The sequence below is a fragment of the Plesiocystis pacifica SIR-1 genome (assembly GCF_000170895.1).
GTDB lineage: Bacteria > Myxococcota_A > Polyangia > Nannocystales > Nannocystaceae > Plesiocystis > Plesiocystis pacifica.
The window spans coordinates 35,397-61,498 of sequence record NZ_ABCS01000018.1 but is presented as its reverse complement, the minus strand read 5'-3'; the positions used below and the strand labels follow the sequence as shown (position 1 = coordinate 61,498).

General features: G+C 64.8%; 27 protein-coding genes. 12 read left to right on the top strand and 15 right to left on the bottom strand.

Translation table 11 applies throughout. From position 1 onward, the window contains the following. Nucleotides 1–429 precede the first annotated feature (429 nt). The 14 genes from PPSIR1_RS11705 to PPSIR1_RS11640 are packed head-to-tail and all read right to left on the bottom strand — an operon-like array spanning nt 430 to nt 11,215. Complete coding sequence (locus tag PPSIR1_RS11705) at nt 430–618, bottom strand: helix-turn-helix domain-containing protein (RefSeq protein ID WP_045115843.1); 189 nt, start codon at nt 616–618, stop codon at nt 430–432. Then, a complete protein-coding gene (locus PPSIR1_RS11700) occupies nt 615–908 on the bottom strand; it encodes a hypothetical protein (protein WP_006971264.1) in 294 nt (97 codons plus the stop codon). The genes PPSIR1_RS11705 and PPSIR1_RS11700 overlap by 4 nt, the downstream gene beginning before the upstream one ends. 19 nt (nt 909–927) lie before the next feature. Then, nucleotides 928–1,563 carry a peptidoglycan recognition protein family protein gene (locus tag PPSIR1_RS11695; RefSeq protein ID WP_006971263.1) on the bottom strand — a complete coding sequence of 212 codons (636 nt, stop codon included), beginning with the start codon at nt 1,561–1,563 and terminating at the stop codon, nt 928–930. A gap of 2 nt (nt 1,564–1,565) precedes the next feature. After that, nucleotides 1,566–5,531: a hypothetical protein gene (locus tag PPSIR1_RS45940; RefSeq protein ID WP_157595454.1), complete on the bottom strand. Its 3,966-nt coding sequence runs from the start codon at nt 5,529–5,531 to the stop codon at nt 1,566–1,568. Between the two features lie 3 nt (nt 5,532–5,534). Beyond that, the gene (locus PPSIR1_RS11685; protein WP_006971262.1) at nt 5,535–6,419 is read right to left on the bottom strand and encodes a hypothetical protein; all 885 of its coding nucleotides are present in this window, start codon (nt 6,417–6,419) and stop codon (nt 5,535–5,537) included. A 30-nt stretch (nt 6,420–6,449) separates the two neighbouring features. Beyond that, on the bottom strand, nt 6,450–6,881 hold the full coding sequence (locus PPSIR1_RS11680; RefSeq protein ID WP_006971261.1) for a hypothetical protein: 432 nt from the start codon (nt 6,879–6,881) through the stop codon (nt 6,450–6,452). Next, nucleotides 6,878–7,639 (bottom strand): hypothetical protein, encoded by a 762-nt coding sequence (locus PPSIR1_RS11675; protein WP_006971260.1) that lies wholly within the window; start codon nt 7,637–7,639, stop codon nt 6,878–6,880. The genes PPSIR1_RS11680 and PPSIR1_RS11675 overlap by 4 nt, the downstream gene beginning before the upstream one ends. Nucleotides 7,640–7,643: 4 nt before the next feature. Next, the gene (locus PPSIR1_RS11670) at nt 7,644–8,513 is read right to left on the bottom strand and encodes a hypothetical protein (RefSeq protein WP_006971259.1); all 870 of its coding nucleotides are present in this window, start codon (nt 8,511–8,513) and stop codon (nt 7,644–7,646) included. After that, a complete protein-coding gene (locus PPSIR1_RS11665) occupies nt 8,506–8,766 on the bottom strand; it encodes a peptidoglycan-binding domain-containing protein (protein WP_006971258.1) in 261 nt (86 codons plus the stop codon). Before PPSIR1_RS11665 ends, PPSIR1_RS11670 begins: the two co-directional genes overlap by 8 nt. Further along, nucleotides 8,763–9,494, bottom strand: coding sequence for a hypothetical protein (locus PPSIR1_RS11660; protein ID WP_086001250.1), 732 nt, complete (start codon nt 9,492–9,494; stop codon nt 8,763–8,765). The genes PPSIR1_RS11665 and PPSIR1_RS11660 overlap by 4 nt, the downstream gene beginning before the upstream one ends. Then, nucleotides 9,469–9,876 carry a hypothetical protein gene (locus PPSIR1_RS11655; protein WP_006971256.1) on the bottom strand — a complete coding sequence of 136 codons (408 nt, stop codon included), beginning with the start codon at nt 9,874–9,876 and terminating at the stop codon, nt 9,469–9,471. The genes PPSIR1_RS11660 and PPSIR1_RS11655 overlap by 26 nt, the downstream gene beginning before the upstream one ends. A 6-nt stretch (nt 9,877–9,882) precedes the next feature. Continuing rightward, entirely contained in the window at nt 9,883–10,488 is a 606-nt protein-coding gene (locus tag PPSIR1_RS11650; RefSeq protein ID WP_006971255.1) for a hypothetical protein, read from the bottom strand. Between the two features lie 56 nt (nt 10,489–10,544). Continuing rightward, nucleotides 10,545–10,784, bottom strand: coding sequence for a hypothetical protein (locus PPSIR1_RS11645; RefSeq protein WP_006971254.1), 240 nt, complete (start codon nt 10,782–10,784; stop codon nt 10,545–10,547). Continuing rightward, complete coding sequence (locus PPSIR1_RS11640) at nt 10,781–11,215, bottom strand: hypothetical protein (RefSeq protein WP_232296464.1); 435 nt, start codon at nt 11,213–11,215, stop codon at nt 10,781–10,783. The genes PPSIR1_RS11645 and PPSIR1_RS11640 overlap by 4 nt, the downstream gene beginning before the upstream one ends. A gap of 284 nt (nt 11,216–11,499) precedes the next feature. On the opposite strand from PPSIR1_RS11640, the gene PPSIR1_RS11635 reads away from it, so the two are divergent. The 5 genes from PPSIR1_RS11635 to PPSIR1_RS11615 all read left to right on the top strand — a co-directional run bounded on the left by PPSIR1_RS11635 (nt 11,500) and on the right by PPSIR1_RS11615 (nt 15,663). After that, complete coding sequence (locus PPSIR1_RS11635) at nt 11,500–12,723, top strand: hypothetical protein (RefSeq protein ID WP_157595453.1); 1,224 nt, start codon at nt 11,500–11,502, stop codon at nt 12,721–12,723. After that, the gene (locus PPSIR1_RS11630) at nt 12,710–12,934 is read left to right on the top strand and encodes a hypothetical protein (protein ID WP_006971251.1); all 225 of its coding nucleotides are present in this window, start codon (nt 12,710–12,712) and stop codon (nt 12,932–12,934) included. The genes PPSIR1_RS11635 and PPSIR1_RS11630 overlap by 14 nt, the downstream gene beginning before the upstream one ends. Nucleotides 12,935–12,941: 7 nt before the next feature. Then, entirely contained in the window at nt 12,942–14,915 is a 1,974-nt protein-coding gene (locus PPSIR1_RS11625; RefSeq protein ID WP_006971250.1) for a hypothetical protein, read from the top strand. 11 nt (nt 14,916–14,926) lie between these two features. Continuing rightward, nucleotides 14,927–15,364, top strand: coding sequence for a hypothetical protein (locus tag PPSIR1_RS11620; protein ID WP_006971249.1), 438 nt, complete (start codon nt 14,927–14,929; stop codon nt 15,362–15,364). 71 nt (nt 15,365–15,435) lie between these two features. Beyond that, nucleotides 15,436–15,663: a helix-turn-helix transcriptional regulator gene (locus PPSIR1_RS11615; RefSeq protein WP_006971248.1), complete on the top strand. Its 228-nt coding sequence runs from the start codon at nt 15,436–15,438 to the stop codon at nt 15,661–15,663. A gap of 3 nt (nt 15,664–15,666) precedes the next feature. Here the strand turns inward: PPSIR1_RS11615 and PPSIR1_RS11610 are convergent, their stop codons facing one another. Then, nucleotides 15,667–15,987: a helix-turn-helix domain-containing protein gene (locus PPSIR1_RS11610; RefSeq protein WP_269744694.1), complete on the bottom strand. Its 321-nt coding sequence runs from the start codon at nt 15,985–15,987 to the stop codon at nt 15,667–15,669. Between the two features lie 220 nt (nt 15,988–16,207). On the opposite strand from PPSIR1_RS11610, the gene PPSIR1_RS11605 reads away from it, so the two are divergent. The 7 genes from PPSIR1_RS11605 (at nt 16,208) to PPSIR1_RS11580 (ending at nt 26,096) form a co-directional block, all read left to right on the top strand. Then, complete coding sequence (locus PPSIR1_RS11605) at nt 16,208–16,486, top strand: hypothetical protein (RefSeq protein ID WP_006971246.1); 279 nt, start codon at nt 16,208–16,210, stop codon at nt 16,484–16,486. Between the two features lie 75 nt (nt 16,487–16,561). Then, complete coding sequence (locus PPSIR1_RS11600) at nt 16,562–17,107, top strand: hypothetical protein (protein ID WP_232296463.1); 546 nt, start codon at nt 16,562–16,564, stop codon at nt 17,105–17,107. Then, nucleotides 17,008–17,481, top strand: coding sequence for a helix-turn-helix domain-containing protein (locus tag PPSIR1_RS45935; RefSeq protein WP_275935394.1), 474 nt, complete (start codon nt 17,008–17,010; stop codon nt 17,479–17,481). The genes PPSIR1_RS11600 and PPSIR1_RS45935 overlap by 100 nt, the downstream gene beginning before the upstream one ends. 97 nt (nt 17,482–17,578) lie before the next feature. Further along, complete coding sequence (locus tag PPSIR1_RS45930) at nt 17,579–19,687, top strand: ATP-binding protein (protein ID WP_086001238.1); 2,109 nt, start codon at nt 17,579–17,581, stop codon at nt 19,685–19,687. 569 nt (nt 19,688–20,256) lie between these two features. Beyond that, a complete protein-coding gene (locus tag PPSIR1_RS47705) occupies nt 20,257–21,936 on the top strand; it encodes a hypothetical protein (RefSeq protein ID WP_157595452.1) in 1,680 nt (559 codons plus the stop codon). Between the two features lie 802 nt (nt 21,937–22,738). After that, a complete protein-coding gene (locus PPSIR1_RS11585; RefSeq protein ID WP_232296462.1) occupies nt 22,739–23,878 on the top strand; it encodes a tyrosine-type recombinase/integrase in 1,140 nt (379 codons plus the stop codon). Nucleotides 23,879–24,374: 496 nt separating this feature from the next. Next, nucleotides 24,375–26,096, top strand: a complete 1,722-nt coding sequence (locus PPSIR1_RS11580; protein ID WP_157595451.1) for a CHAT domain-containing protein — start codon at nt 24,375–24,377, stop codon at nt 26,094–26,096. The last annotated feature ends 6 nt before the right edge of the window (nt 26,097–26,102 follow it).

Below are 26,102 nucleotides of genomic sequence, written 5' to 3'. Positions count from 1 at the left end.
GATGAAATTTTCGCCTGGCCCCTCCTACAGGACCGTGAGAAAGGTTAGCAGAGGTCGCTGAGAGCGACCACCGGAGGCTGAGGCTCCCAGTCGTCGGGTCTGGGCCAAGTAGGGCGCACAGGTGAACTGTTGGTTCGAGTCCGGGGTTCGCGCCCAGGCCACCCCAGGGCTCGCCCCCACGCCACCCAGCGAGTTTTCGAGATGGGCTGCGGAGAACCCGAACGATGTCGGGGTCTTGGCCCGCAACCCACCGAAAAGACAGGCCTTTCCCCTGAACCCTCTCTATCCCTCTCGTCCACCTCTTCCACGGTGGAACCGCAGACTCGCAGCACAACGACAGCACATGTGCTGCGGCACGAGAAGAAGCCGGCCTCGCTGATTCAGCGAGGCCGGCTTCTTGCAGTTCGTGAGGGGCAGCTCGATCGAGCTTCAACCCGTGTCCGCGAGCCACTCGAGCACGGCGTCACGCCGGAAGCGGATCAGCCGCCCGACACGCAGCGCCCCCGGGATCTCACCCCGCGCCACCGCTTCGTAGATCGTCTTGCGGCTGACTCGCAGCAGCGCCGCGAGCTCCTCGGCCTTGAGGTACTCAGGCAAGCTCGCGGCTCGAGGGTTCATGGCTCGGAGTGCTCCCGATGGGGCATGAGGATCTCCGAGATCTCATATGGCACTTCGGACACTCCTGTCTGCGCACTCGCGACGCCGGCCCAGACAAGCTTGGCGAGACGTCCGAACAGATCCGCGAAGCGCTCTTCCGATTCGCGTGTCCAGTCCGCCGTGCCCAGGCAGTCGCACAGCTCCCGTAGGAACTCCGCGAGCATGGGGTCCTCGACTTCGGCCGCAACTTCAGCGCAGTGCTGCTCGAGGCCTTCCATGAATAGTTGGGACGGGGTCAGGTTGGGTTGCATGGTGATCTTCCTCGATGGTTCAGGTGTGGACGGAGTAGGTGCGCCAGGCGCTGGGGACCGGGCTCCCGGAGTCGATCGCGTAGTCGTGGCCGCCGTCGCTCATGCCGAGGACGTCGATGCCCCACTGGCCGACGGCGGCCCAGATCTCCGGCCCCGGATCGTTGCCCCGGGAGGCTGAGCTCTGCCGGTGCGCGTAGACCCGGCGAATGCCTGCAGATCGCAGCCGGCGAAGCAGCAGACGGCCCGACTCTACCTGCGCCGGCGTGAGCACGTCGCGGCCGTAGACGTCGGGCTTCCACCAGGTGCCCTTGGCCGACTGGAGGTTGCCCGCGAACTCGATCGCCACCGAGCGCGAGTTGAAGCCATCCGAGGCCGACAAGCGCGCGCTCATGGGGTGGAGTTGAGCGACAGTCCCGTCGGGCAGCACGATGAAGTGCGCGGTGACCTTGCGGTAGCGGGTCGGGTCGCTCCCCCGGGAAAAGGACATCTGGTGAAGGACAACCGCGTCGACGGGGACGCGCCGCTTGGACCGCTTGCTCTCCGGCGTGTCTGCGGTCATGTCGAGGATCGTCAGCCGATTCGCCCGGACATGCGTGACCAGAGCGAAGGCCCCGAAGGCGAGCACGGGGGACAAGCCGATCAGCACGGCGATCATCGTCAGGACCTCTCAGCCATCTCGGCGAGGATGCGGCGGGTCTTCTTGGTGACCAGGCCCGGGAAGCGCGAGAGCTTGGCGGCGCAGGCGATCGCGTCGTCGGGGAGGGGGGTGTGGCGCTGGACGAGTGCGAGGTGACCGACAGGGACGCGGATGTATGCGTCGTGGCGGCCCTTGGGGAGCTTGAGCACGGCGGAGGTGCGGCCGTTGTTCGTCTCGATCATCTGGACCTCGAGGACGACGGACTCGCGGATCCCCAGACCCGCCGCGATCTGGGAGCGCTTGCGGAAGCGGACGAGATCCTTACGCTCGAGCTTGAGCGCACCGCGATTGCTCGCGGCCGACTTCTTCGCCCTGGTCGACTTCTTCGCCCTGGTCGACTTCTTCGCCGCGGTCGGCTTCTTCGCCGCGGTCGGCTTCTTCGCCGCGGTCGACTTCTTCGCCGCGGTCGACTTCTTCGCCGCGGTCGACTTCTTCGCCGCGGTCGACTTCTTCGCCGCGGTCGACTTCTTCGCCGCGGTCGACTTCTTCGCCGCGGTCGACTTCTTCGCCGCGGTGGGCTTCTTCGCCGCGGTGGGCTTCTTCGTCGCGGTGGGCTTCTTCGCCGCGGTCGGCTTCTTCGCCGCGGAGGGCTTCTTCGCCGCGGCCGGCTTCTTCGCCGCGGCCGGCTTCTTCGCCGCGGTCGGCTTCTTCGCCGCGGTCGGCTTCTTCGCCGCGGAGGGCTTCTTCGCCGTGGTCGACTTCTTCGCCGCGGAGGGCTTCTGCGCCGCGGTCGACTTCTTGCTCGTCTTCGACCCCTTCTTGCTGCTCTTGCTCATGGTCTTCTCCGTCCCCGCCCGTTTCGCTGCCGCGGCCTCCCGCTCGGCCCGCTTCGCGGCCTGCACCTCTCGCCGCCGCCACTGCTTCGCCCACTTCACGCGCTTGGGCCCGAGCTTCGCCAGCCGCGCGAGGGAGATGTTCTTCGGGTGCCGCTGCGCGAGCTCGAGGTACTCCGCGTACTCGGCCTCGATCCGCGCCACGTCGAGGTTCCCTCCCGTGGGAGCGTCAAAGGTGGCGCGCGCGCTGTCGTAGTCCGAAGGAAAGATCGCCCCTAGCCACGGCCCAGCCACACGAAACGCCGCTGTCTCGTCATCTCCGAGCCGGTCGAGCAGCGTCGCCCCCATGCGGTGCATGAAGTCGTCAAAGCCCCCCTTGGCCTTCCACTCCGCGCGCAGCGGCAACGTCCCACGCAGCTCCCAGGGCTCGCCCAGGGCCTTGAAGTGGCTCTCTTTCGTCTTGCGGCTCCACGCGAGCCAGCCGCGTCGCCCCTTGAGCACCATCGCCACCAGGATCGTCTCGTCGAGGCTCATGCCCTTGGGCAGCCTGACCAGCTCCAGCGTGGCTCCCTTCTTCGCCTCGAAGTGCTTGAGGATCGACTTTGTCGTCACGGCCTTGCCCCGCGCGGTGACGGGCCCGTAGGTCACGCCCTCGACCGGATCCGTGAGCCAGTAGACGGAGCGCCCGCTGAACCGTCCGTGCTGGACGTCCGCGACGCTCAGCCCTTGCTTGGCGAGACGAGGCCGGACCTTGTTGGGGATCTTGGCGAGCACGTGCCCAACAGTCGAGGGAGCCACAGCGCCGGCGTAGACGTGCAGGTCCTCCCCGAGGCGCTCGACCAGCCTGACCATGGACATGTCTTCCATGGCCCTCACCCGGGGCTCGAGCTTGGCGTCCTTGGGTAGCGCCCCGCTCCAGCGGCTAACCGGGGTCTCCTTGCCGTCCGCGGTGACGACCGCAGGCGGGGCCAGGGTGACCCCGTGCAAGCGAAAGGGCTTGTCGCGCTCGTAGATGACGCCGGTGGGCACGACCCGAGACAACCAGTACTGCTGTGCCTCGAAGTCATCGGCGGCCGGGATGAACTCGGGGCGACCTTCGGCCTTGCTCTTGCCCACACGGCTGCGCGTCACCGCGTTGCGGGCCTCAGCGGTCGCGTCTGCGATCCCGTCGCCTGCCTTGGGGAAGAACTCCGGGTCCTCGTCGACCTGACAGAGCATGAACGAGCGCGACTTGTTGTTGAGCCCGGCCATCGACGGTGGGCAGGTGCCCACCGCGTGCTTTTGGATCGCCGGGCACAGCGTCACGGAGACGTCGCCCTCCTCGCGGACAAAGCACGAGGTCTTCGGGATGTTCTTCCAGTACTGGATCGAGACCGTCGAGCTCTTCTTTCGATGCGCGACCCAGGCCTCGTTGAGTTCTTGGATCTTCTTCGGGATCTCGGGGCTCGTCTTGGCCATGGTCTTCGCTCGGGGATGCTTGGGTGGCTTGGGTTTCGCGGCGGTCTTGGTCTTGGGCGCGGATGGTTGGCCAGCGTCCTCCCGAACGGTGGCCAAGAGCGCCGCGATCGCGTCGCCCTCGCTGGCGTACTGCCCCTCGGCGAAGAAGCCGTGGTCCTTGGGTCCACGCAGCTTGACCTTGGTCTTGCGCCCCGCGGGCGCGACCCCACGCTGCGCCGAGGAGAACCCCTTGACCCAGTAGACCTTCAACCGCCGATTCTCACGGTCATGGCTCGACAGCTCGGGGTGCAGGCGCCAGTACGCCAGGTTGAAGCGACGCTCCGTCAGCTCGCCCTTGCTCTTCGCTTCGCGCACGACCTCGAGCAAGGCCCGAGCGTCGGCTTGCCGCGCCAGCTGCTGCCTCGCATGCCGAGCCTCGCGCTCGCGGTCGTCGGCGTCGGCCTTGTCCGCGAGCTTGTCGAGGCTCAGGACCCCCGTGCACAGCCGCGAGGCGTCATCGCGCTCGGGGAAGCGGACGTCGTAGATGTCCCGCAGGACCCGCTGGGCCACGGAGGTCTCGATCCGACACAGCTGCGTGTAGACCTCCTCGGCCCGGCGCGAGCCGTCATAGAGCGTCGGGTCGAGGGCCAAGCGCATCCGCCCGTCCCAGTCCTCGAGGCGCGCAAGGATCTCGGCGTGGGCTTTCTTCGCCAGCGCTGGAGTCGCGGGCTCGTTCTTGCCGAGGAGCCCCTCAAAGGCCCGCCCTTCGTAGTTGCGCCGGATCTGCCAGGGCGAGTCCCGGACGCGAGCGTCGAGGGTCGAGCGCGAGTACCAGTCCCGCACATGGCCCTTCGTGACCTGCTCGAGCTGGGTCCTCCACGTGCGTGCGAACTTGGTGACTGCCGCAACCCGAGGGTCCTCGTCGATGCTGCGCAAGATCCCCCCGAACTCCGCGCGGCCGTAGGTCTCGCCGCGCTCGGGAGCCGGGGGCCAAGCCCCGGACTCGAACGCGAGCTTGCCCCGGACGCGGGCCAACACCTCGGTGCCCTCTCCCGCGCGGAGCAAGCGATGCTTGTTGAGCCACGCCCGGAGCTTGGCCCCCACGCCCTGACGCTCGGCGTCCTCGAAGGCTGCCCGGAGCTTCGGAAAGTCTGGGTGACGATCCCCGGGCCGGATCCCGTGCGAGGCCGCGAGCGCGGCGATGTCGAGCGCGGGCTTCTTGTTCGAGCTCGCGCCCGCCCCCGCATACTCGACCGCCACCGAGACCCCCCGCCCTCGCAGCTGCGCGGCCACGGCCTCGATCTTCGCTCGCGGCTGCTGCGTCCCCCGAGTTCGCTGGACGTACCACCCACACCCCGTGGGCAGGTTGGGCGAGTAGCGAAAGCGGTACGGCGAACGCAAGGCCTTGATGACGCCCTTGTGCGTCTTCGTGTCGCCACACAAGAGCACGCCCGCGTCGACGCTGTAGCGCAGCACGAGCCCGGCCTTGGCCTCTTGCGGACCCTCTTCGCCAAACAAGCTCCCCGGTCGCTGGATCTCCAGCGCCTTGCCAACCTCCCAGCTCCGATCCGGTTTGGCCGCGACGCCCCCATCGGCTTGTCGGAACCAGACCCGAACCCGGTCCCCCTCCGCCTGGACCTTGCGGATCTCTCGCTCCCCGTCACCGGGGATCCGCACCACGTCAGCGACGCGGAGCTGTCGCGCCTCGATCTTCATCGCTCAGGCCTCGATCTCGAAGTCCCAGCGCGCCACGAAGATCGTCCCGTGCTCGGGGTCCTCATCCAGCGCCCGGATAGCGACGTCCCCACGCAGCGAGTCCTCGGTGAACATCACCTGCTCGAGCGGCCCCTTGGACCCGATGTGGATCATCTTGACGAGCTCCCGGTCCTGGTACCAGGCCAGCTCCTTGGTCCGGTAGGGCAAGACCAGGTCATAGGGCGTGCCCGGCTGCACGTGGTAGGTCTCCTTGGTCTTCGAGCTCGGGGCAAAGGTCGCGGCCGGCTTGCCTCGACTCCCGTAGCCCGTCTTCTTCGGAGATCCATCCCGAGCCGCGACCAGCACCTTCGAGCGCGGGACCTCGATCAGCTTCCCAACCCGGAACCCGTGCCCCGCGTGGCTGCCGTGGTGCTCGGCGTGGGCGATCGGCCCCTGGATCCGCGCGCGGATCATCGTCTTCTCGACGCTCAGCACCTTGGCCGTCACAAACTCCTGCCGCGTGTTCTCGTAGGGCCCCGAGGGCTCACTCTCCACGGCGACGATCACCACGTCCTCTTGGGTGAGGTTGTCGAGCACCTCATCGTTGGGCGTGAAGTCCCCCGGGAACATCTCGATCAACTCCTTGGTGAGCTCGTCGTCGAGCTCGTCCTGGCTGATGTAGTGCCCCTTCGTCGCCCAGTGCTTGGGCGTGGGCTCCTCGTCCTCGCCGTCGTCATCATTGGCGTAGGGATCGCGGGGCGGCTTGCTCGGGGTCGGCCCGATCTTGGGCTCCCGCTCAGGCTTGGTCTGCTTGGCCTTGTGTCGGCGCCACAGCCAGATGCCCCCGCCGACCAACGCGGCAAGGCCCACCCCGGCGGCGACAAAGCCGACGACTTTCATGGTGTTCATGAGTTCCTCCTCAAAGGTGGTGGCTGGGGCTCAGCGATCGAGCTCCCAGCCAAAGGTCATCTGTCCGTGGCTGCCGGCCTCGACGGCCTCGACGCGGGCAACGAGGGTCATGGGCCGACCCTTGATGCCCACCACGGGGAAGGCCGCGCCGTCGTCGCTCACGAAGGCCGCTGCGACGGCGCGGCGACTCGGGACGATCAGCGGGACGTGATCAGGGTTGGCCAGCGCGGCCTCGATCGTCGCCGCGTCGCTGCTCTCGTCCGGGATGCGCTCCGCGGGGACCCAAGCGACGGTGACGATCGGTGCGCGCCGACGGGGAAGGTAGCGCCCGGTGGTCCGCGACAGCGCGGTCCAGGCGACGAAGCGCAGCCCTCGAGCATCGCGGGGCAGCACGGCGAAGTGCCACGTCGGGGAGCCGTCCCCGTCGAAGCGCCGAACCGTGCTGCGGCAGACCGTGGTCACGGCACCAGCTCCGCAGCGCCAAGGTAGTCGGGCCAGGCCAGGGGGACCTTGGTGTAGAGCAGGTCCTCGGACAGGCCCAGGGCCAGGGCCGCCTCGGTCGCGTTGCGCCGGCTGGTGCGCGAGCGCGGGTTGTCCTCGTTGGCGTCGGCGACGAGCTTGGGCGAGGCCAGGCCGCGCTTGAGCGCGAGGATCGTCCGGTGCTGGGGCGGGAGCTCGCGGAACTCCCGACGGTTGACCAGGCGAAACACGTAGTCGACGAAGAAGACCGTCGAGCGCCACGGGTGAAACACGTCGTAAGGCGTGACCTTCCCCCGGCGCAGGGCGTCCGTCCCCCTCCACGGCGCCAGCGCGTTGGCGGGGATCATCCCGTAGGGCCCGCCGCTGCCGAAGATCCACATGCGCCGCGGAAAGGGTGACTCGAGGTAGGCGCTCTCGTTGCGGTCGTAGGCGATCGCCGCGGCGTCGGACTCGTGGACCTGGACCTCGCGCCGGGCGTTGCGGGGCTCGGCCCAGCTGGGGAAGAGCTCGGGCCGACCCAGACCGGCCTTGGCGTTGCCGCGACTCTCCGTGTAGCGCTGGATCGCCGCGAGGGCCTCGAGCTCCGGCGGCGCGCCGGTCCGGGCCAGGTAGCGGCGGTAGGGCGGGGCCTGGGACACGAGCAGGGCCGTGCCCGCGAGGCCGCCCACCGCGACCGCGCCGAGGGTCCACCATACCCAGCGCGGCACGGTGGGCTCGAGCTGTGTCCGCAGCGAGCTCATGCCCTCACCGCCTCACCTTGCGCGAGGCCACGACCGCCCCGAGGACGGTGCCCCCGAGCGCAAGACCGCCCGCGGTGACCCCCGCGGCGATCAGCCACGGCTTGCCGATGGTCCTCCACCACGGCCCCTTGACCGAGTTGATCACCCCCTCGACGACCTCGCCCGTTTCTTCGGCGGCGTCCTGGATCGCCTCCGCGGTCACCGTGTGGGCCAGGGCCAGGGCATCGACCACCCGACCGGTGAAGCCGTCGCTCATCTCCTTGCTGTGGTCCGCGAGGATCCCGAGTTGCTGCGCGAAGTACATGTGCATGATCGCGTCCGGGACCGGCCCCGCCCCCTGACGCCGCTTGACCAGGCCGACAAATACCGACTGGGTCGCCGTGCTGTCGGGGCTCAGCTCTTCGAGGGTGTTGGAGTAGGCGTGCAGGCGCTTGAGGTAGGCGAGGAACTCGGCGTGGTAGCGCTCGCGCTCGCTGTCGGCGACCTTGTAGTCCGGGAGCTTGTCCCAGATGTCCTGGGCGAGCAGGTGGACCTTCCTCGCCTCCTCGGCGACCTCCTCGAGCAACGCGTTGAGCCGCGCCGCCGTCTGCTCCTCGGGGTCGTCGAACTCCGCCCACAGGGTGTCGAGGACCTGCGTGTAGTGCTTGTCCGCGGCGATCACCGGGGGCCGGGCCGTGCCCAGAGTGGGCGGACCGGGTGGCTTGGGCGGATCGACGATCGCCTCTCCCTCCTCGAACTCATCGTCGAGCTGGTGCGGACCGCTAGGGCCCAAGTCGAGCCCAGGCACGTTCGCGCCCCCAGGGGGCTCGGTCACCTTCAGAGACCCGAGCGCGAACTCGGGGCGGATGAACGCGATGATCGGCTGATCAACCATCGGAGTGCCTCCCGCCCCGCTGCTGGCGGTTGCGCTGAAGGTCCCGGCTGTCCCGCAGATCCTCGAACACCTCCCGAGAGCAGTAGGCCAGCTCGAGCGCCTCGATCGTCTCCGCGTCGAGGACCCCCGTGCGCAACAGGGGCTGCGCGGCGAAGCGGTTGAAGTCGGCCTGGAACTCGCGGATCCCCGCGGCCGAGGTGGTGTAGCCGAGCTTGCGCAGGCGCTGCTGCGGCGTCATTGTGCGGGCGTTCATTGGGCCTCCTTGACCATCTGGGACCAGATCAACTTGTTGGCGAACCAGTTCCTGAACACGATCTCGAGGGCGTTGAGCGTGTTCTTCCCGGGGATGCCGTCGACGAGGAGCAGCCCGCGATAGAAGGCCAGCGAGGCCTTGTCCCGCGGCTCGCTGGGGAGTTTGAGCTTGCCCGAGTCGATCGCCTTGATGACGCGATTCCAGTCGCCTTGAAAGCGCGAGACCTGCGGGTGGGGCTTGTTATTGGGGACGAGGGTCTCGTCGTTGAACGCGACCTTGTAGCCCAGCGCGTTCATGGTCAGCCGGACCGGCCCCGGGCTCTTGAAGCGCGTCGTGTTGTAGCCCTCGGGGTCCTTACTGATGTTCGGGGGCTTGCCCGTGGCGCGCTTGCCCGAGCTCGACTTGCCGCCGCTCGACTTGTTGCCGCCCGACTTACCGCCGCCGCTCTTGCTGCCGCCGTCGTCGTCATCGATGACGATCGTGTCGTTGAAGAACCAGCCCCGGCTACGCCCGAGCCGGACCAGGCCAAAGGCGGCGAGGCCCACGGCAGCCGTCGCGCCCACGCCCACGCCGATCCCGACCTTTTGCCCGGTGGTCAGCCCCCGTTCCTTGACCTCAACCCGGGCGAGGGCCTGCGCCGGGGGCTTGCTCTCGAGCGTGGCCTCGGGGTCGTCGTCCTGGGTCACCACGTTCGCGGCCCAGTCATCCGTGCTCTTCAGCGTCGTCATGTCGTCCACAACAGCAACTTTCTTCAGGGGCTTCGAACTTCGAGACGGGATCGACGATCGAGCCGTCCTCCCGCTGGTAGGCCAGGCGGTCGCCCTCGACGAGCACCGGCCGGCACGCCATGCCCTGGGACAGCTCGCGGCCCATGGAGTAGGCGACGATGCTCACCGGGTGGCCGACGCGGGTCTCGAGCAGGCGCTTGGCGTCTTGCAGCGCGCTGTCGGTGTCGAGCTCACAGCCGGCACAGCGCGCGCAGCAAGGCGAGTCCTCCGGGGCCTCGCGGATGAACTGTCGGGCGTTGAGCTTGGCCAGGGCCTCGGTGAAGAACACCGCGGCCTCGCTCACCAGGTGCTCTCCGACGAGCTCGGTGGGGAAGCGGAACATCAGCGCTCAGCCCTTGCTGCCCGAGTCCTCGGGCCGGATCCCCGACGAGCTGAGCCAGCTGCGCAGCTGGCCGTAGAGCGAGTCGGACAGGCCCAGGTGCTCCTTGAGGTAGCGCAGGCCCGCGTAGCCGCCGATCGCCCCGAAGAAGGTCGCCTGGAACATCTGGCTGTCGGAGCCGGTGAGGTTCGAGACCTCGATCGTGAAGCCCTTGGAGCTGTCGACGGGGCCGATGTCCGGCGGGAAGGGGTTGAAGGGGGTCTTGAGCGGCTCCCAGTCGAAGGTGTCGGGGTCGCGGGTGGTCGTGATGCCCGTACCGGTCAGGCCCGCGTCTCGATCGTCGCGGCGGGTGATCGCCTCGATACGGATGTCCGGCCCCGACAGATAGGCCACCATGGCGACGGGCAACAGCCGCTCGTTGGGCTTGACCTCGTGGCGCTTGCGGCCGCCGGCCGGCACGGGGATCTCGACCTCGAAGGGCACGATGTAGCCGATCGAGAACTCGCCCGCGCAGGGCAGGTTGCGTTGGATCGAGTCCTGGGCGGCTTCGAGTCCGTAGGGGCCCCCGGGCGCGCGCGGGAGCAGGGTGTTGAGGTTGCTGGGTCCGATGAGCATGGTCTGAATCTCTGGTCGTCAGTTGGGGGTGAGTTGGGTGGATGGGTTGGGCCCGCTCAGGTGGCCGGCTCTTCGAGGGCGGCCAGGCGGGTGGCGTGGCTGTTGATGCGCCGCTCGAGCTCGGCCACGCGGCCCTCGAGGCGGCCCTGCTGGTCTTCGAGGGCGTCCTGGCGGGCGCGCTCCTTGGCCTGCTTGTCGAGCAAGAGCCCCGCCCGGCGAGCTCGGCCGCCTTGCTTGGCCTTGCGCCGCTCGAGCTCGCGCTGCTCGCCGCGGGTCGTCGTCTCCTCGCCGCTCACAGCTCACCTCGCACGATGCGGCGGGTGGTGATGCCCAGCTGCGTCTGAAGCATCGACTTGCCCACGCGACAGGCCGACCGAAGGGCGCGCTGATTGGGGTTGAGCAGGCTCCCAATCTTCGCGCCCGTACCGAGCAGGCCGTTGACCAGGCCGCCCACGGGGACCTGCTTGGGGCCCACCGTCCAGCACGACAGCGCCCCGGCCCCGATCGAGCTGAACACCTCGAGGGTCTCCGTAGCGATATGTTCGATGCGGTCGAGGCGGGCCTCCTCGACCTGCCGGCGGGCGTCTTCCTCCGTCTCGCGGAGGCACTTGTGGGCGAAGCTCTGGGCCTGGAGCCGGTTCTCGAGGTCCACGACCTCGGGCAGCGCCTGGTCGAGCGCGGCCATGGCCCCCGGACTCGAGTCCGCGGCGAGTTGATGAATCGACATGCGTCCACCGTGGACCAAGTCGCGGCATTTGCCAACTCGCCGCGAGGTAAGGTCATGCGATTAGCTAGCCTCGGCCACGGTCGAGAGTATGTATTTGCATGCAACGCGGCGTGCATCGTTGCAGCCAAGATGGACCCAAATTGGGCGCCCAGCGGCCAACTTGCATGCAACGGGGCCAAGTTTGCGTCCAAGCTCGTGCAACGTTGGAGTCCAAAACGACGAGCCATGTATGGTGAATTGAGATTGCTGACTCTTTCCGCTTGCCATCTCGGAAAAGCGCCACCATGGTTTCGCTCGATATGAGCGCTGCCATCTACGAGTACCCGCCCCCTCCCGCGAAGTGGTCCGACCAGATCGCCGAGTATGACCCCGTCCTCGCGGTCCTCCTGTTGCAGTGGCGCTGCGGTCGGGCCAGCTACCGGGCGCTCATCCCCAATCAGGCGCCACTGCCCGAAGAAGCGACCCTAGAGGGGGATGAGGAGCTCGACGGGACCCGCCTCGAATGGGAGCACGACCCCGATCTGCCCTCTTCGGGCCTGCGTCTGAAGGCCGAACAGACCACCGCCCAGTTCTGGTCTCTCGCCAAGCTGTGGGCGAGCACGCTGGACATTCCCTGCGACTTCAAACTCATCGGCTATGACGAAGGTGGGGACGTCCTGTTTGGGGACGGCAAGCGCTGCCGTCCCCTCGCCCAGTCCAGCACTTCGGCCGTCGAGGATGAACTCGAGACCTCCCACATCGGAGCCTCGCGCGACGCCTTCCGGCACTACCAGTCCGAGCGTCTACTCGAGGCCCGGCTCAACGCGATGTTCGAGCGCCACATCGAAGAGCGCGACAAGTCCTACGCCGAGCGCGACAAGTCCTTCCAGGTCGCGGCAGATGCTCTGGTCTCCGCCCAGCAAACCTTCGCGGCCGTCCAGGAGACCATCGAAGCTGGCCCCCGCCTCATCAACAAGGCCAGCGAACTGTTCAAGGACGCGACCGAGTACCAGCGTGAGCAGGTCGAGCGGCTGCGTGCCGACTCCTCGGGCCAGACCGAGCTCCGGGCCAAGGCCTTCGCCGAGGGCGAGAAGACCCAGCGCGTGGCCATGGCCCTCGAGACTGGGAAGATGGCCTTCGACGCCTTCATGGGCGAGCTGGTGCCCTTCGCCAACCGCGTGGTCGAGCTGATGGCCCAGCGAGACCTGACCGTGTTCCCGACCTTCGGGTCCGCCCAGCAGGCGATGATCTTCTTGTTCCACACCCTCAACCCGCGGCAGCTCCTCCAGCTGTGGAACGGGAACGAGAAGGCCGCGGGGGCCATGCGGGCGCTGCTCGACAAGGGCGCGGCCTTCGAGGCCGAGCGCGACGCCCTCGAGCACATCGCCCGGCTGATCCCCCTGTTCAACAGCGACCAGTTCCGCGACATCGCCGACGCTGAGCAGCAGCTCGCCGCACGCTACATCGTCGGTCGCCTCGCCACGCACCGGATGGCCAGCTACCCCGAGGCGGGCGATGACCCCTTCTGAGCGCCAGGCCCTGCGCCGGCAGCTCTACCGCGAGCTGGGCTTCGACGAGCTCACCCGGGAGAACTGTGCCCAGGAGCTGTTCGGCGACTTCGACCTCGTCGGGCGCCCGCGGCCTGGAGAGCGCGTGCGCGTCGTCCAGACCGGACCCGGGCGGCGGGACCCCAGGCCCGCGAACGAGCCCCAAGCCACCCCTGACCCCGAGCCCACCTGAGTCGATCATGCTCTTGCGCCCCGACGCCACCTACCTCAACCACGCCAACCGGCACCTTCCGATCTTCCCGCCGGGCACGGACTGGCTGCACTTCGAGAGCAAACTCCCGGGCAAGGAGGTCTTCGCCGACTCGATCCTCGACCCCGCGGTCGGCCTCTCGGGTGAGCTGGGGCTCCGCACCTTCGCCAGCGCGGACTGGAAGAACTGGATCTCGACCTCGCAGATCAGCCTGTTCGAGATCGGCACGCGGATCGGGGTCCCGGCGATCCAGGGCGCCCCCCTCGGCCGCACCGTCGCGCAGGTCTACTCGAGCGTGGGGTCGGTCATCGACATCTTCCAGCACGTCGACGACGGCACCGAGCTCGTCACGGAGCTGCTCAAGAATGCGGGGATGCAGGCGCTCCAGCAGATCGCCGGGCAGACCAACATGATCGGCCAGACCGTGGCCCAGGTGATCGCGGCTGCGGTGTGGGCCGCGGATGTCGTCGCCGCGCACCGGGCAAGCGAGCTGGCCAAGGACGTGGCCCTGCCGCCCTTGCAGTCGGAGGAGCCGGCCACGGACACGTGGCAGGTCAACCGAGTGATGGAGGTCATCCGCCAGCGCGGCCACGGGGGGGTGGTCTTCCCCGACGGGAAGGTCGAGGCCGCGTCCAACGCGGACTACACGAGCCTCTACCTGCCGGCCTACGAGCCGCGGGTTGCGTGGAAGTTCCAGCATCGAGCCAACGGCATCGCAGCGCAACAGGGCGACCCCGGGCGCGCGCGCGGGCCGAGGGGGGAGACGCAGTACCGCTTCGACGTCGGCGACGGGGCGAACTTTGGGTTCATGCCGGGCACGCGGACGATGCTGCGCGTGCTCCAGGCTTCGTATCGCTTCTATCAGACGCCTCGGGGCACACCGGTCGATCGCTACAGCCTCCGGTGTAAGGGCGTGGACAAGCCCTGCTACATGCGGGCGCAGAGCTTCGACGGGCGCCGGGACTGCCGGATGTGCGTGAAGGCGGAGTCGGTCTGGCCGACGCAGGGTCTGGGCTGGGCCTACGCCGGGGCGCCGCTGAACGTGACCACGCCCGGGGAGAACGTGGGGGCCTTCTACCCGTCGACTAACAAGCTGCTCGCGGGGTTGCTGGAGTCGATCGCCCAGCCGGGGCCGCTGCTCTACACCATCGACGTCGAGGCCATCGACTTCGCGTGGCAGCGCTGTTTCGAACGGTTCTGGGAGTTCGTGCAGTCGGAGTGGACCCGAGTGCGCGCACCAGGCTGGCGAGGTCTACTCTCGAGGCTTGCCACGCTCATGACTGCCTTCGAGGACGGTGGAGAGCTGCGCGTCGGCGGGCGAGATCCGAGGATGCCGACAGCACTCATCGCCAACCCTCGAGAGGGTCGCTTCAGCGTACCGTTCTCGGAGAGCATCTACGCCCGGCTCATCAAGCCTTTTTGTAAGACCGTCGCCGCCATGCAGCTGCGAGGCCTCGATACCCTCGACGTCGCCTACATCCCACCAGGAGCAGGCGCGCTTTATCGTGAGGGAGGCCAGGTACGCCGCAACCGGTTGGGCGACGCGTTCACGCAGGCAAGGAGCGCCCTCCTCCAGTCGAACAAGCGCATGCTCGTGGACCTGCGCGAGGTCGCCGACCCCGAGCTCCGCAAGGAGCTCGAGGCGAGCGGGGTCAAGGTCTCGACCGTGAACCCGCTCTTGCAGGGCAGCCCTGGACTCGGCCACGAGATTCTGCGCCCGAGCATCAAGCCCCCGCGGGCGATCAAGCCCCCGCGGATCGCCAGCGGGGCGCCCCTCGATGCGGCCGTGTCGCTCGGTCGTCTCAAGCCACCGCAGCAACACGCCGGCACGGTCGCAAACACTTCCTCCGAAGCCCAGTCCAGCCAGCTCGCGGCCGGCTTGACGGCAGGCGGTGCGTTGACCTTGACCGTGGCGGGCTTGTGGGGGCTTCACCGGCTCGAGGGGAAACGGCGCGACTCGTGATACCGTGCGGCATGCTCGACCGCCTGGCAGCGCGTCTTTGCTTGCTCTCACCCGCTCTCCTCGGGCTCTCTTGCCAGGCTCCGCCGGACATCTCCGGCGAGCTCGAGTACTTCGCCGACGTGTACAACGTCTCCGTAGGCCTGCGGTGCGAGTGCCATCAGGAGTATGGGTACGCCTCGGGCCCCGAGTGCGAGGAAGGGGTCGGCTCCATCGACTTGGAGCGGCGAGGCTGCATCGCGGATGCGCTCGAGGGGCACGAAGAAGGGGCGAAGGGGTATCTCGAGTGCGTGAACGATGCGCTGGATGTGTTGGTGGCGTGCCTCGAAGCCGACAACGAGTGCATCGAGGGAGCAGGGATGACCTGCCTGAGCGATTATGACACCACGCGGGCCGGCTGCTCCGGGCTGGCCTCAGTCCAGCGAGACAGCTTCCAGGCCTGCCTACCTTGAACCTACTACCGCGCGCATGAGGCGCGCTCTGCCGCTGGCTCGATGGTTCGCGGTCGGTGTACCTTCTGCCAGTGACTCGGCGCCCCGCCTACGAGGTTCTCGCCTCGAACCTTCACCGCCTCAGCTTCGAGCAGAACCTCACGCTCGATGATGTGGCAGCCAAGGTCGGCATCACGCGCGAGCACCTCGAGGGCATCTGTAAGGGCGAGATCGATCCTGACCTCGATCTCGTCAGCCTGATCGCGGAAGCCGTCGGCACCACCGCGCCCGAGCTGCTCACCGAGCCGAACTACCACTGAGGGCTACGGCGCCGGCTCGGCCGACCGCACGTGCTCCGAGAGCGCCTTGATCATGACCCGGGCGATTTCTTGCTCGCGGTCAGGCAGCTCGGCGACCAACACGGCGACCTCATCACAGGCGCGCTTGGCGAGCAGAATCGGGACCGTCGTGTCGAGCACGAGGGCGACCTTGTCGAGGGTCTCGAGAGAGGGGCTCCCGACAGCTTGCTCGAGACGGCCGATGGTTTCCTTGGATACGCCTGCGAGCTCAGCGAAGCGCTCTTGGGACAAGCCGAGCCTATGCCGGTGATCACGAATTCGTCGGCCCAGGGCCTCATAGGTCACCACAGGCGCACTCCCATGGAGGACGCCGCGAGAGGTGGTGAAGGGGTCGAGGGGGTCATCGGGTCTGAGCTTGCCTACGCGGAACTCGTTCTCATCATTCCAGGCGATTTCGAAGCTAGCAACGGCCTATGGACATGGCAAGGGACTCGTCACGAATTACACCGGCTGGACTAATCCGTGACCTGGTGCTCCGCCTCCGACCCGCGCGATGGTCTCTCCATTGCGACACTCCGAGCGTGACGTTCCCGGGGCAGCTTACCTCGATCTGATCGAGGCCGTGGAGCGTGGAGCTGTCGACGGCGACAACGTCCTCGACTTCCCCGTGGGTGTTAGCGACACATACATCGTCGAGTTGTCGACCTGGGCAAGGATGACGGCCATCTTGCTCGAGCGCATCATCTCCGACGCGGGCTCGGTGAGGCGTGCGGCCAAGTTTCTGGACGTTCCCCGCTCGACGCTCGGGTCGTGGCGAGTTCGGGCAAAGCGCGAGCTCGCATGACGCTCGTTACCGATTAGGTCAATTCTCCGAATTGCTGACCTGTTCTTAACGTGCATGACTCGCCACGATGGGGGCATGAAGCATGAGACAGACTCACCAAGCACCGGGTCGCGTCCCTTCAACGGGGCGGGATTGGGCGACAAACCGTCGGTGTCGGCGCTCGGTCTCGACCCCCTTGTTGCCGAGACCGAGCGGCATGTCCTGATTTGCGCTCTGCGGCAGCACCCGAGTTGGACTCTGGGCGAGCTGCTTGACTACCTCGCCCAGGGAGGCGAACGCGCAGAAACGCTCCGAGCGGTCCGATTGGAAGAGCTCATTAGCCAGGAGGGGGTAGTTGTCGCCGGCATCCGGGCCCACAACAAGGGCCTGGTTCAAGAGCGCCTCGAGGCAGCACGGCAAGCGACGGGCGAACTCTTCGACGATTTCGTCCGTGAGGTCCTCGATGAGGCCATGTCTGACCCAGAGGTGGAGCATGGCTGGATCGATGGGCGCTTCTTGCGAGACCAAGTCGGTGGACCCCGGTGGAAGCTCCAGGCCTCGCTCACCCGTCTCGTCGACGCTGGCCAGGTCGAGCGGAAGGGCAAGACCAGTTCGACCCGCTACCGCCGGAGGCTGTCTTGAGCCCCACGCGACGCTTCGGGGCTCACGTACGGAGCCTCCGCACTGCCCGTGGGTTGACGCAAGATGTCTTGGCTGAGCGTTCAGGGCTATCTACCGATACGATCCGTCGGCTTGAGCGCGGCTCCTTCTCCCCGAGCCTCGACACGCTCACCAAGCTGTGTTGTGGGCTAGACTTAATGATGAGCACCCTCTTCATGGGCCTGGAACTCGGGGAGAGGGACCTCGCCCGTGAACTGGTCGACCTCATCCTGAGCCGACCCACGGAGGAGCAAGAGCTCAGCTTTCAAGTCCTGTGCGCGCTCTTTCGGCAACTCGATCGTAGGAAGCAGCCGAGTGAGAGGGCACGTAAGACGCATGATTCCCCGACACGTTAGCCGAGATCTTGAGTCGCTCGGCGCCTTCGTTTTTGTGCGCTGACTCACGCACACTGGTACTTGCACTGGCTCGGCAGAGGAAAGCACTATTCGGTGGATGCGAATCAAGAAGGCGAGCATTCGAAACTACCGCTCGATCAGAGACCTAGAGTTTAGCTTGGGCGGCCGAATGTCGGTCATCGCCGGAAATAATGGTTGTGGAAAAACGACTGTACTGGAGGCACTCCGCCTTTTGTTCGTTTTTGCCACGCCTCGCAACAACGTTGATCTCCGCCAAGCAGCCTCACAGATTCCTGGGCTCCAGTATCGGAACAACAACTCTATTGATGGAAGTGCGCTGCTCGGGGAGCCGGGTAACTCCTGTGATGTAGTTGCAACTTGTGAGTTGTCAGACACCGAGGTGAACAAGATTCTAGGCGCGTCCGACACGATTGCATTGCACCAGTACTCATTGATGTATGGAGGTCCGCAAGGAGTTGCTGCGCGCCTTCAGACTACCGAAGGCATGAAAGAGTGGAATAGCGTTCGAGGGCAGGTCCGGGACAAAATTGAAAGTGAGTTTTGCAACGACAGCAAAGACCTGCGACTTCATATCACGATTGAAGGTACAACAGGCCAGTTGTCGCGCCGCTCAGAACTGGCTGGCTCCCTACTCGCTAATTTATGGGAACAACCCGATTACAATCTGACACCTGTCAGCTACTTCCCCGCAGACCGCGCCATTCCACAGGCCGCAGTTAACATCCAGTTCGGTCAGGCCGAGTACCAGTCTCACATCAATACACACCTCGTTCAGGCACATCAGAAGTATGCTCGACTGAAACAGTATATAACCAACCGTCATTTGGTGAGGGGGAGCGACATTGCGGATGACATCAATCAGGTCCTAAGGATCTTCTTGGGAGGACGAAGAGTCTTCGACGGAGTGTCCGTTGAACCCGTGAGCGGCCGGCTGATGGTCACTGTCAAGGATATTGATACGAATCGCTCATATGACATCGGGGACATGAGCAGTGGTGAACGAGGGGTTCTTTTAACATACTTGCTTCTCCGAAGGTCAATGATGAAAGGAGGGATAGTCCTGCTTGACGAGCCAGAGCTCCACTTTCACCCAACATTGCAGAAGAAGATCGTTCCATTTCTTGCTGAACATGTATGCGCAAGTCAGGACGTTCAGGTCATCATGTGCACACACTCCCCACAAGTTCTCTCCTCGGCGTACTTTGAAGAGTCAGCTGTTCTTCACCATATGCATGCGCGGCCGCAGCGAGTGACTGAAATCCGGCGTAGCGACCGGGCCGAGGCCGAGTCTGCAATCGCAGGTCTGGGAGCCGATCCAATCGCGACTATTTGCCATGAGGGAGTTCTCTACCTAGAGGGAAAAACAGACAAAGCGGTTGTTGAGGAGGCGTTTCTTGAACTCGTGGGGGGGTACAAGGTCCAGGTCATGCACGGGCGTTCGGAGGCTGAGAAGTATATCCGAGAGCTAAAAGCAGGCGACGTCAAAGGTCAGGTCTCTATCGATCATGTTTTTGTTTTGGACAATGACAGGAGTGTGTTCAGCTTTGAGGACAGCGAGCACGTCAGGGTTGCTCAGCTGCGTCGATACTGCATAGAGAACTACCTCTTGGATCACAACGTGATATACAGCGTGTACGATGCCGAACGACGAAAGGCTGAAACTACGAAGAGGTTCAGGCAGTTGAAGTCCCCCCCTGACCGGCTAACGAGGGGGGATGTGCTTCAAATCGTGAAGGATGCCGCTCTTAGGCAACTACCGTTCGTGGTGGCCAAGAAGGTCTACAGTTCCTCATTCTCACCTCCTAACTGTGGTTTCTTGAATGAGTACGAGGAGTTCGGGGGTGACTTTGACGGAGTTTCAGATCGGATCTGGGAGCGGCTCGAGGGTGTTCGCTCATTTGTTGAGGGAGTGTCCTCTGATGGTTCGAAAAAAGCGTTTGCTGCTAGGTGCGTTGCGGAACTGAACTCTGCGAAATCCGACGTAGACTACATGGTTGAACTCGATGGTAAAAAAACGCTGGCAACCCTCTGGGAACTTCTGATTAGTCGGCCAGACTTTGGCTTGAGCAAGAACGCATTTATGGAACGACTGGTCACGGAGTCGGTGCGGGAGGACGGTGATATTTGGAAGGAGCTTAAAAACGATCTCAAGAGGTTGATGAAGCGCGACGAGACCTCCGAGTAGATTGCCTGGGGCCCTCCTGGCCTCCTCCTCTTTACGACAGTGCAGTTTGCGCCCCCCGCCTTGACCCACAAGTACGGGGCATCTCACCACCCGAGCGCCTCACATGGGCCCGCCGCCCTACTGAGCGCCGCCTTCGCTGGGAACGAATGCTACATTGACGCGGGCGAGCGAACTCACCCCCGAACACCGCGCCCAGATCGAAACGGCCCGCGAAACTGCTGCGTCCGGTCCAGACCGGGGCCGGGGGATCTCCGCGGACTCGGGCCTGCCGATCTACCGCGGGGCGCCAACCCCGCCCTTCACATAGGCCACAGCGGCCGTTTGCCTGCGAGGCCCGTCCTCGAGCCCCCCCCCCCGCCCGGCCCGAAATGGGACGGCCAAGGGGGCACGCACGGTTTGGTGTGTGCTCAGGTGACGATACAGGCAGCCGGGCAGTAGCGAATCAGGACCTAAAAGGTTCTCAAACGAACTGAATGAACTGTACCATGTGGGGGACGTGTCGTACTTTTTTTGGGCACTGTGGAGTCGGTCAGGGCTAACAAGTTTACCCATGACGAGTGAGGCGATCCATGACTAGCGAATCAGATGACCTGGAGTCAATCAGCAAAACGATTCTCTTTATCAGCTCACAGCCCAAAACTTTTCCGTACCTTCGCACTGATACGGAGGCACGGATGATACAAGATGCAATCAACAAGAAAAATCCGAACCAACATATTGATGTCAGGCTACTCCTCGCGGCGCGCCCCAGCGACATCGTGTATGCGCTCGCGCGAACACAACCCACCATAGTGCATTTGTCCACCCACTCAGCCAAAGATGGAATAGTTGTGGAGGGAGATGCTGAAAGTGCGGTGATAATCCGAGAGTCGCCGCTGGCAGATATGCTCGCGGCAATCCCCTCGCTTCGCCTAATCATTCTAAACACCGACCACTCTGAGCATCTCGCCCGGGAACTCGCCAGCAAACTCGACATCTATGCCATAGGCTATTCAGATAGGCTCCTCGACACACACGCAACTGTATTTGCATCTGCATTCTACAGAAATCTTTGCTCTGGTGCGAGCATTGAGAAATCCCTGCGATCTGCCAACCTAGAATTTGACGCCGAGACCCCACCGTACACCATGTTTCATGGTCCTGGCGCGGAAGAACCCACGTTCTCCTCCCCCCGATCACTTAGCGACATCTCTCCTGTTACAGGGAAGTCGCTACCCAAGTACATTCTTCCAGTGACAATACTCTTTGCCGCTGCATTCTCATATTTCGGGTATGCAGTGATGTCTCTCGGTGGCAACGTGGGTGGACTGTCGTTTGCCTCATTCGCACTGGCTGTCGCCACCCTTGCTTTGGGTTTCTTGTCATACCTCCGCGATGAGGTTGTTGGCATAACAATTGCCAGGCGCGAGCCTGCCACCAAAAACCCAATTCTAAACATTGGGGACCGGATCATCGTTGAGCCCATTGTTTCAGAAAAAGAGCGAGTCCTTGGTAACAGCGATCCAGAACAGAGTCCGGATTCTAAGGCTGGAGATTCTCAATTGCGGGCCTTAACCATGATCGATCTGCACAATTTTAAGCAGGAAATTGAGAAAGGCGCAAAAGAGCAACACGAAAAATGGGCAGCAGAAATCACCTCATCAGCTTCAAAAAACATCATTGAAGACATTGAGAAGAGGGTGCGAATCGAAGATGCACATCGCCGACAAACAGAGCCTTTGGACCAAACATTTAAGATCAGCCACCGGCGCCTCGAACGCGCTGTCGCTTCATTGGAACGAAAAAACACTCTAAATCTTGTCATGGGCATGATTATCGCTTTTATTGGACTTGGAATTTTGGCATTTTTGATTGAGCCTCCACAGGCAACTGTCGGCGAGGTATCATTGCAGCCTGCCACCTACTTGCTCAGCTACGCGCCTCGTTTTAGCGGTGTAGTGATTGTGGAGATTCTTGCACTCTTCTTTTTGAAACTGTACCGCAGTGGACTCCTGGACATAAAATACTACCATAACGAACTGACAAATTTGGAGTTCAAGTTTTCCGGGGCAAAGGCCGCACTGGCTAGCAGTGCTACTACCAATGCAGACTCGCCTATCCAGCACCTGATGGCGACGGAGAGGAACTTTATACTTGAGAAGGGCCAGAGCACGATCGAACTTGAGCGAGCTCGAATGACTGATGAAATCGCCAAGAGGACAATTGATCTGGCGGAAAAAATTGTATCGCCTCAGAGCCCCAAGGTCTAGTTTGGGGGCCCTGTCAGGGGGATGCCGTCATCCTCACAGTCAGTTTGAACAGGTCCGCGCGTTGGACGAAAGTGACCGCACCGACCTGAGCGTCCTCGACAGAGCGCAGGCCGAGGGCTCGCTTGGCCCACTTACCTGATGAGGGAGTGGCGGAGCGAGCAGCGAAGCGCCCCGATGAAGGTGCCGAGTACGTCGGAGCAGAATCGGCGATCGTAGCCCATCGCGTAGCGCAGGCGCCAGGGCAGCGAGCAGATCCACTGGCGGACGGGGACATGCGGAAGGACCTCATCGACGAGATGGGCAGCGAGGTCGGCCATGCGTCGGCCCATGGATGAAGGACAAAACCCTCGACGAGGATGCCGCAGCGCCGGTAGGCCTCGAACTCGCGGACCACGAAGCGGGGCAGTCCCCCCCCTTGCTCTGCCCGCTCGCGGAAGCTCTCCCAGTGCTATTCGATGACTTGGTAGAGCAGCGTCGACTCGGGGCCGTCGCGCAAGGCGTGGGTGAGGTCTGTTTGCGTGGCGTCCTTCGGGGTGGCCAAGAATCGGGCCGAGTTGGCTCCGGCGCCGTCAGTTCGCCCATCCCGCTGAACACTCCTCGCGGCAGGCTGGTGGACGTCGCCGAGCAGCCTCAGATTATTCCGGATGCGTGGTGACCTGAGCCCTCGTGCGGCCCCCTACCGCGGGCGGGCTTCGATGCTAGCCTTCCTACGCCAAGACCTCGGCATCGCTGAAAGGAACCAGCGATGAGCGTGAGGAAGCGAAAGTGGCGCGACAAGCAAGGGCGCCAGCACGAGCGGTGGATGGTCCACATCGAGCACACCTGGCCCGACGGGCGCAAGCTGACAATCCGCAAGGTCAGCCCCGTGCAGACCAAGCGGGGAGCTGAGCGCTACGAGCGAGAGCTGCGCAAGCAGCTGTTCACCGGGCAGTGGGAGGAGGGAGACAAGCAGCAGACACCAACACTCCAGGGCTTCGTCGAGGAGTTCCTGGCCTACCAACGCACCATCAACAAGCCTGCCGTCATCCGGCGTAAGGAGGGGATCCTGAGGCTCCATCTCTTGCCTGCCTTTGGTCGGCATCGACTCGACAAGATCGATGAGCGGATGATCGACCAGTACAAGGTCGACAGGCTGGCGACATTGACTCGGACGGGGAGTCCCTTCCAGCCGCAGACGGTCAACCAGCACCTGAAGGTCCTCGGACGGATCTTCACGGTGGCGAAGAAGTGGAAGCTTGTCCGTGAGGTCCCGGAGATCGTCTTGCTCAAGCAGCGCAAGAGCGACTTTGACTTCCTCGACTTCGACGAGACCGAGGCGTTCTTGACGGGAACCGCGGAGCACCTACCGGACTGGCACACCTACATGGTCGTGGCCGTCCGTACGGGGCTACGCGTGGGCGAGATGATCGCGCTGCGCTGGCGAGAGGACATCGACCTTCAACGAGGCCGAATTTCGGTCAATCAATCCTGGTCGGTGGAGAACGGCTTCACGTCGACGAAGAGCGACAAGCGCCGGGAGCTGCCGTTGACCTGGGACGCTCGGGATGCGCTCGAGGCTCAGCGCGTCCGGGTTCAGGGCAAGCTCGTCTTCCCGCGAGAGGGCGCCCCGACGCACAGCGCGGGCACGGTGCAGTACGCGATCGACAAGATCACCGAGGCGCTCGAGATGCGCCATCTCCACAACCACGTCCTGCGCCACACCTTCGCCTCCCACGCCGTCATGCGCGGCGTGCCGATGCGCCAGGTTCAAGAGTGGCTCGGGCATCAGTCGATCACCACGACGATGCGCTACGCCCACCTCAGCCGGGGCTACGGCGACGAGCTAATCAAGCGGCTCGCGCCCGAGAACCCCCACGGGGAGGACGGGGCGCCAGCTGGGGGTGCTCGCAAGCAGCACAAGCACAGCACACGGAAGACAAAACGGCCGAAAGCACCGGTCTAGAGGCAGATTTTCGGGGACTTCTAGGATACTGCGAGTATTCTGCACCCAAATAGCCGAGAGGCGCTCCGGCGGGCATCGTGGCGGAGGCACCAATGACCGACATCCCAGTGCGCGGGCCTCCCTGTCCTCGTATCACGACCTCGTGGCCATCGACGCGTCAGCTGACCAGCCCCCGACGACGGCCCAGAGGGGTGGGCTGGGTCCGTGGTCGAGGGCTGAACCCTACGACTCTAGCTAGCGAGAGGGTCGACAGGTGGTGTCTGCTGGTGCAGTCGCGCAGGAAGTCGAAGAACCGACAGGCGGTGGAGTAGCACATCGAGATCGCCACTAGGCGTCGTCCAGACCGGCGGGCTTGAACTTGGCCCGGGAGAGCGGGGCGTCAACGACCGAGATCCTGTTTGGGTCGGACCTCACCTGGCTGGATGAGTTCACGGTTCCGGGCCGTGAACGTTCACCCTCAAGGTGACACCATGTTCAGGACCCCGCTCTGTCGGCCATGACCTCGACTATCCTCGACCGAGATCTCCTCGTACCGCAGTTACCGGTGCGATCGCTGGCCAGGACCAGCCGCCACACGATCCTGGTCGTGGGCTCGAGTCCTGGCGGCGAGCCCCCTGTCGCTGCGTCCCGGGAGTACCAGGCGATCGACGACACCTTCGATCGTCGCGCTGGTCTCGTCGCCCAGTACCGGCCCCAGTCAAGCATCGAGGATCTTCGCAAGCAGATCCTCCGGCGTTGCCCAACCATCGTTCACTTCATCGGCCATGGTACGCCCGACGGCGAGCTCGTGTTCGTGCGCGACGACGAGAGCCCCCAGCTGCCGCCGCACGAAGCGGCCGCGCGTGCGTTTTCGACCCGGAGTACGGTCAAGTGCGTCGTCCTCAACGCCTGCAACTCGCTCGAACAAGCCCAAGTCATCGCACGGCACGTATCCGTGGTCATCGGGGTCCGCGGCGACCGTGACGAGTGGCACGACGAGGCCGCGCTGGCGTTCACCCGTGGATTCTACCTCGGTATCAACGAAGAACTCAGCGCCCAACAAGCGTTCGCGCTCGGGCGTGACGCGTTGGTCGACCTCGACGTCGAGCCCGAGTTGGTCGTGCTCGTTGCAGCGGAGGGGGCATCAGCCGCCGACATCTTTCTCCACTCTCCCCCCGTCCCCGGGATCGTTGACGCCGCGGTCGCAGACCTCGATGAAGGTGCGACCGCACAGCTACTCTTGATAGCGACCGAGGGTCTCCGCGCACTGTTCCAGCAGGCCAACGCAGCTCGGCAGGCTGGCGAGTTCGAGCGCGCCCACGGCTTATTCCGCGACGCCCACGCCCAGGCCCTCGAGCTAGCCAAGACCGACGACGACCAGGCTGGCGAACTCGAAGCACTGCTCGGACTAACGCAGCTCAACTACGCGGTGTCGCTACTCCATATTGGCGAGGAGGCCAAGGCCATCGACCAGCTCATCGTCCTCGCCAAGCACGTCCTCGGGTCAACGCCGAGCCCAGACGTCGCCTGGCGCCACAGTCTGGTCGAGACCCTCCTCGTAGTTCGTCAACCGGCGCTTGCGGCTGCGATCGTGGACCGGTGGTCGTCGGTCCCGCCGATTATCGGCGCGATGATGGCGGTCGAGCGCGGCGAGCTTCCGTTGGCGCCCGGGGCTCACATGGCGCCAAGGATCCGCGCTCACATGGCGCTGCATCACGACCGCACTGGCGACGTAGACGCGTCGACCGAGCTCGCGCTGGCGCTCCTTGACGACGACGAGTTCGAAGTCGAGGTCCTGGCCAACGCGGTGCTCGTTCTCGGTCGCGCGATCGTCCAGACGGCCGTCGACTCTCCCGAGCTCCACCGCCCGCTCGCGCCCGAGCGCCGGCTACAGGCGGTCCTGCGATTCAGCGCTAGTCTGACCGCGGCCCACGCCAGGATGCCCGCGATGGCGCCCGCGACCCGGACGACCCTCCATGAGATCGCGGCCGAGGTCCAACGTCACACCTTCGATACCCACGGGCTCGTACATAGCCTTCGAGCCTTGGGCCAAGACGTCGACCCCCGTGCGGTGACGATCGCCTTGGCCCACGAAAAACCCGCGCCGAGCTCCGCGCCATCCATCAACGCCTCGCCACAGACTACCCGGGCCACGCTCTCATCGAGCGGCTTCTGGTCGAGACCTACTTCATGCTCGGGGCACCAACTGATCTCCCAGCCCCCGACTTCAATCGGTTGATCGTAG

Excerpts from the sequence above, each read along its gene's own strand:
- PPSIR1_RS11705 (WP_045115843.1), bottom strand. The coding sequence starts at position 618 with ATGAACCCTCGAGCCGCGAGCTTGCCTGAGTACCTCAAGGCCGAGGAG.
- PPSIR1_RS11700 (WP_006971264.1), bottom strand. The coding sequence starts at position 908 with ATGCAACCCAACCTGACCCCGTCCCAACTATTCATGGAAGGCCTCGAG.
- PPSIR1_RS11695 (WP_006971263.1), bottom strand. The coding sequence starts at position 1,563 with ATGATCGCCGTGCTGATCGGCTTGTCCCCCGTGCTCGCCTTCGGGGCC.
- PPSIR1_RS45940 (WP_157595454.1), bottom strand. The coding sequence starts at position 5,531 with ATGAAGATCGAGGCGCGACAGCTCCGCGTCGCTGACGTGGTGCGGATC.
- PPSIR1_RS11685 (WP_006971262.1), bottom strand. The coding sequence starts at position 6,419 with ATGAACACCATGAAAGTCGTCGGCTTTGTCGCCGCCGGGGTGGGCCTT.
- PPSIR1_RS11675 (WP_006971260.1), bottom strand. The coding sequence starts at position 7,639 with ATGAGCTCGCTGCGGACACAGCTCGAGCCCACCGTGCCGCGCTGGGTA.
- PPSIR1_RS11670 (WP_006971259.1), bottom strand. The coding sequence starts at position 8,513 with ATGGTTGATCAGCCGATCATCGCGTTCATCCGCCCCGAGTTCGCGCTC.
- PPSIR1_RS11665 (WP_006971258.1), bottom strand. The coding sequence starts at position 8,766 with ATGAACGCCCGCACAATGACGCCGCAGCAGCGCCTGCGCAAGCTCGGC.
- PPSIR1_RS11660 (WP_086001250.1), bottom strand. The coding sequence starts at position 9,494 with ATGACGACGCTGAAGAGCACGGATGACTGGGCCGCGAACGTGGTGACC.
- PPSIR1_RS11655 (WP_006971256.1), bottom strand. The coding sequence starts at position 9,876 with ATGTTCCGCTTCCCCACCGAGCTCGTCGGAGAGCACCTGGTGAGCGAG.
- PPSIR1_RS11650 (WP_006971255.1), bottom strand. The coding sequence starts at position 10,488 with ATGCTCATCGGACCCAGCAACCTCAACACCCTGCTCCCGCGCGCGCCC.
- PPSIR1_RS11640 (WP_232296464.1), bottom strand. The coding sequence starts at position 11,215 with ATGTCGATTCATCAACTCGCCGCGGACTCGAGTCCGGGGGCCATGGCC.
- PPSIR1_RS11635 (WP_157595453.1), top strand. The coding sequence starts at position 11,500 with ATGGTTTCGCTCGATATGAGCGCTGCCATCTACGAGTACCCGCCCCCT.
- PPSIR1_RS11630 (WP_006971251.1), top strand. The coding sequence starts at position 12,710 with ATGACCCCTTCTGAGCGCCAGGCCCTGCGCCGGCAGCTCTACCGCGAG.
- PPSIR1_RS11625 (WP_006971250.1), top strand. The coding sequence starts at position 12,942 with ATGCTCTTGCGCCCCGACGCCACCTACCTCAACCACGCCAACCGGCAC.
- PPSIR1_RS11620 (WP_006971249.1), top strand. The coding sequence starts at position 14,927 with ATGCTCGACCGCCTGGCAGCGCGTCTTTGCTTGCTCTCACCCGCTCTC.
- PPSIR1_RS11600 (WP_232296463.1), top strand. The coding sequence starts at position 16,562 with ATGAAGCATGAGACAGACTCACCAAGCACCGGGTCGCGTCCCTTCAAC.
- PPSIR1_RS45930 (WP_086001238.1), top strand. The coding sequence starts at position 17,579 with ATGCGAATCAAGAAGGCGAGCATTCGAAACTACCGCTCGATCAGAGAC.
- PPSIR1_RS47705 (WP_157595452.1), top strand. The coding sequence starts at position 20,257 with ATGACTAGCGAATCAGATGACCTGGAGTCAATCAGCAAAACGATTCTC.
- PPSIR1_RS11585 (WP_232296462.1), top strand. The coding sequence starts at position 22,739 with ATGGTCCACATCGAGCACACCTGGCCCGACGGGCGCAAGCTGACAATC.
- PPSIR1_RS11580 (WP_157595451.1), top strand. The coding sequence starts at position 24,375 with ATGACCTCGACTATCCTCGACCGAGATCTCCTCGTACCGCAGTTACCG.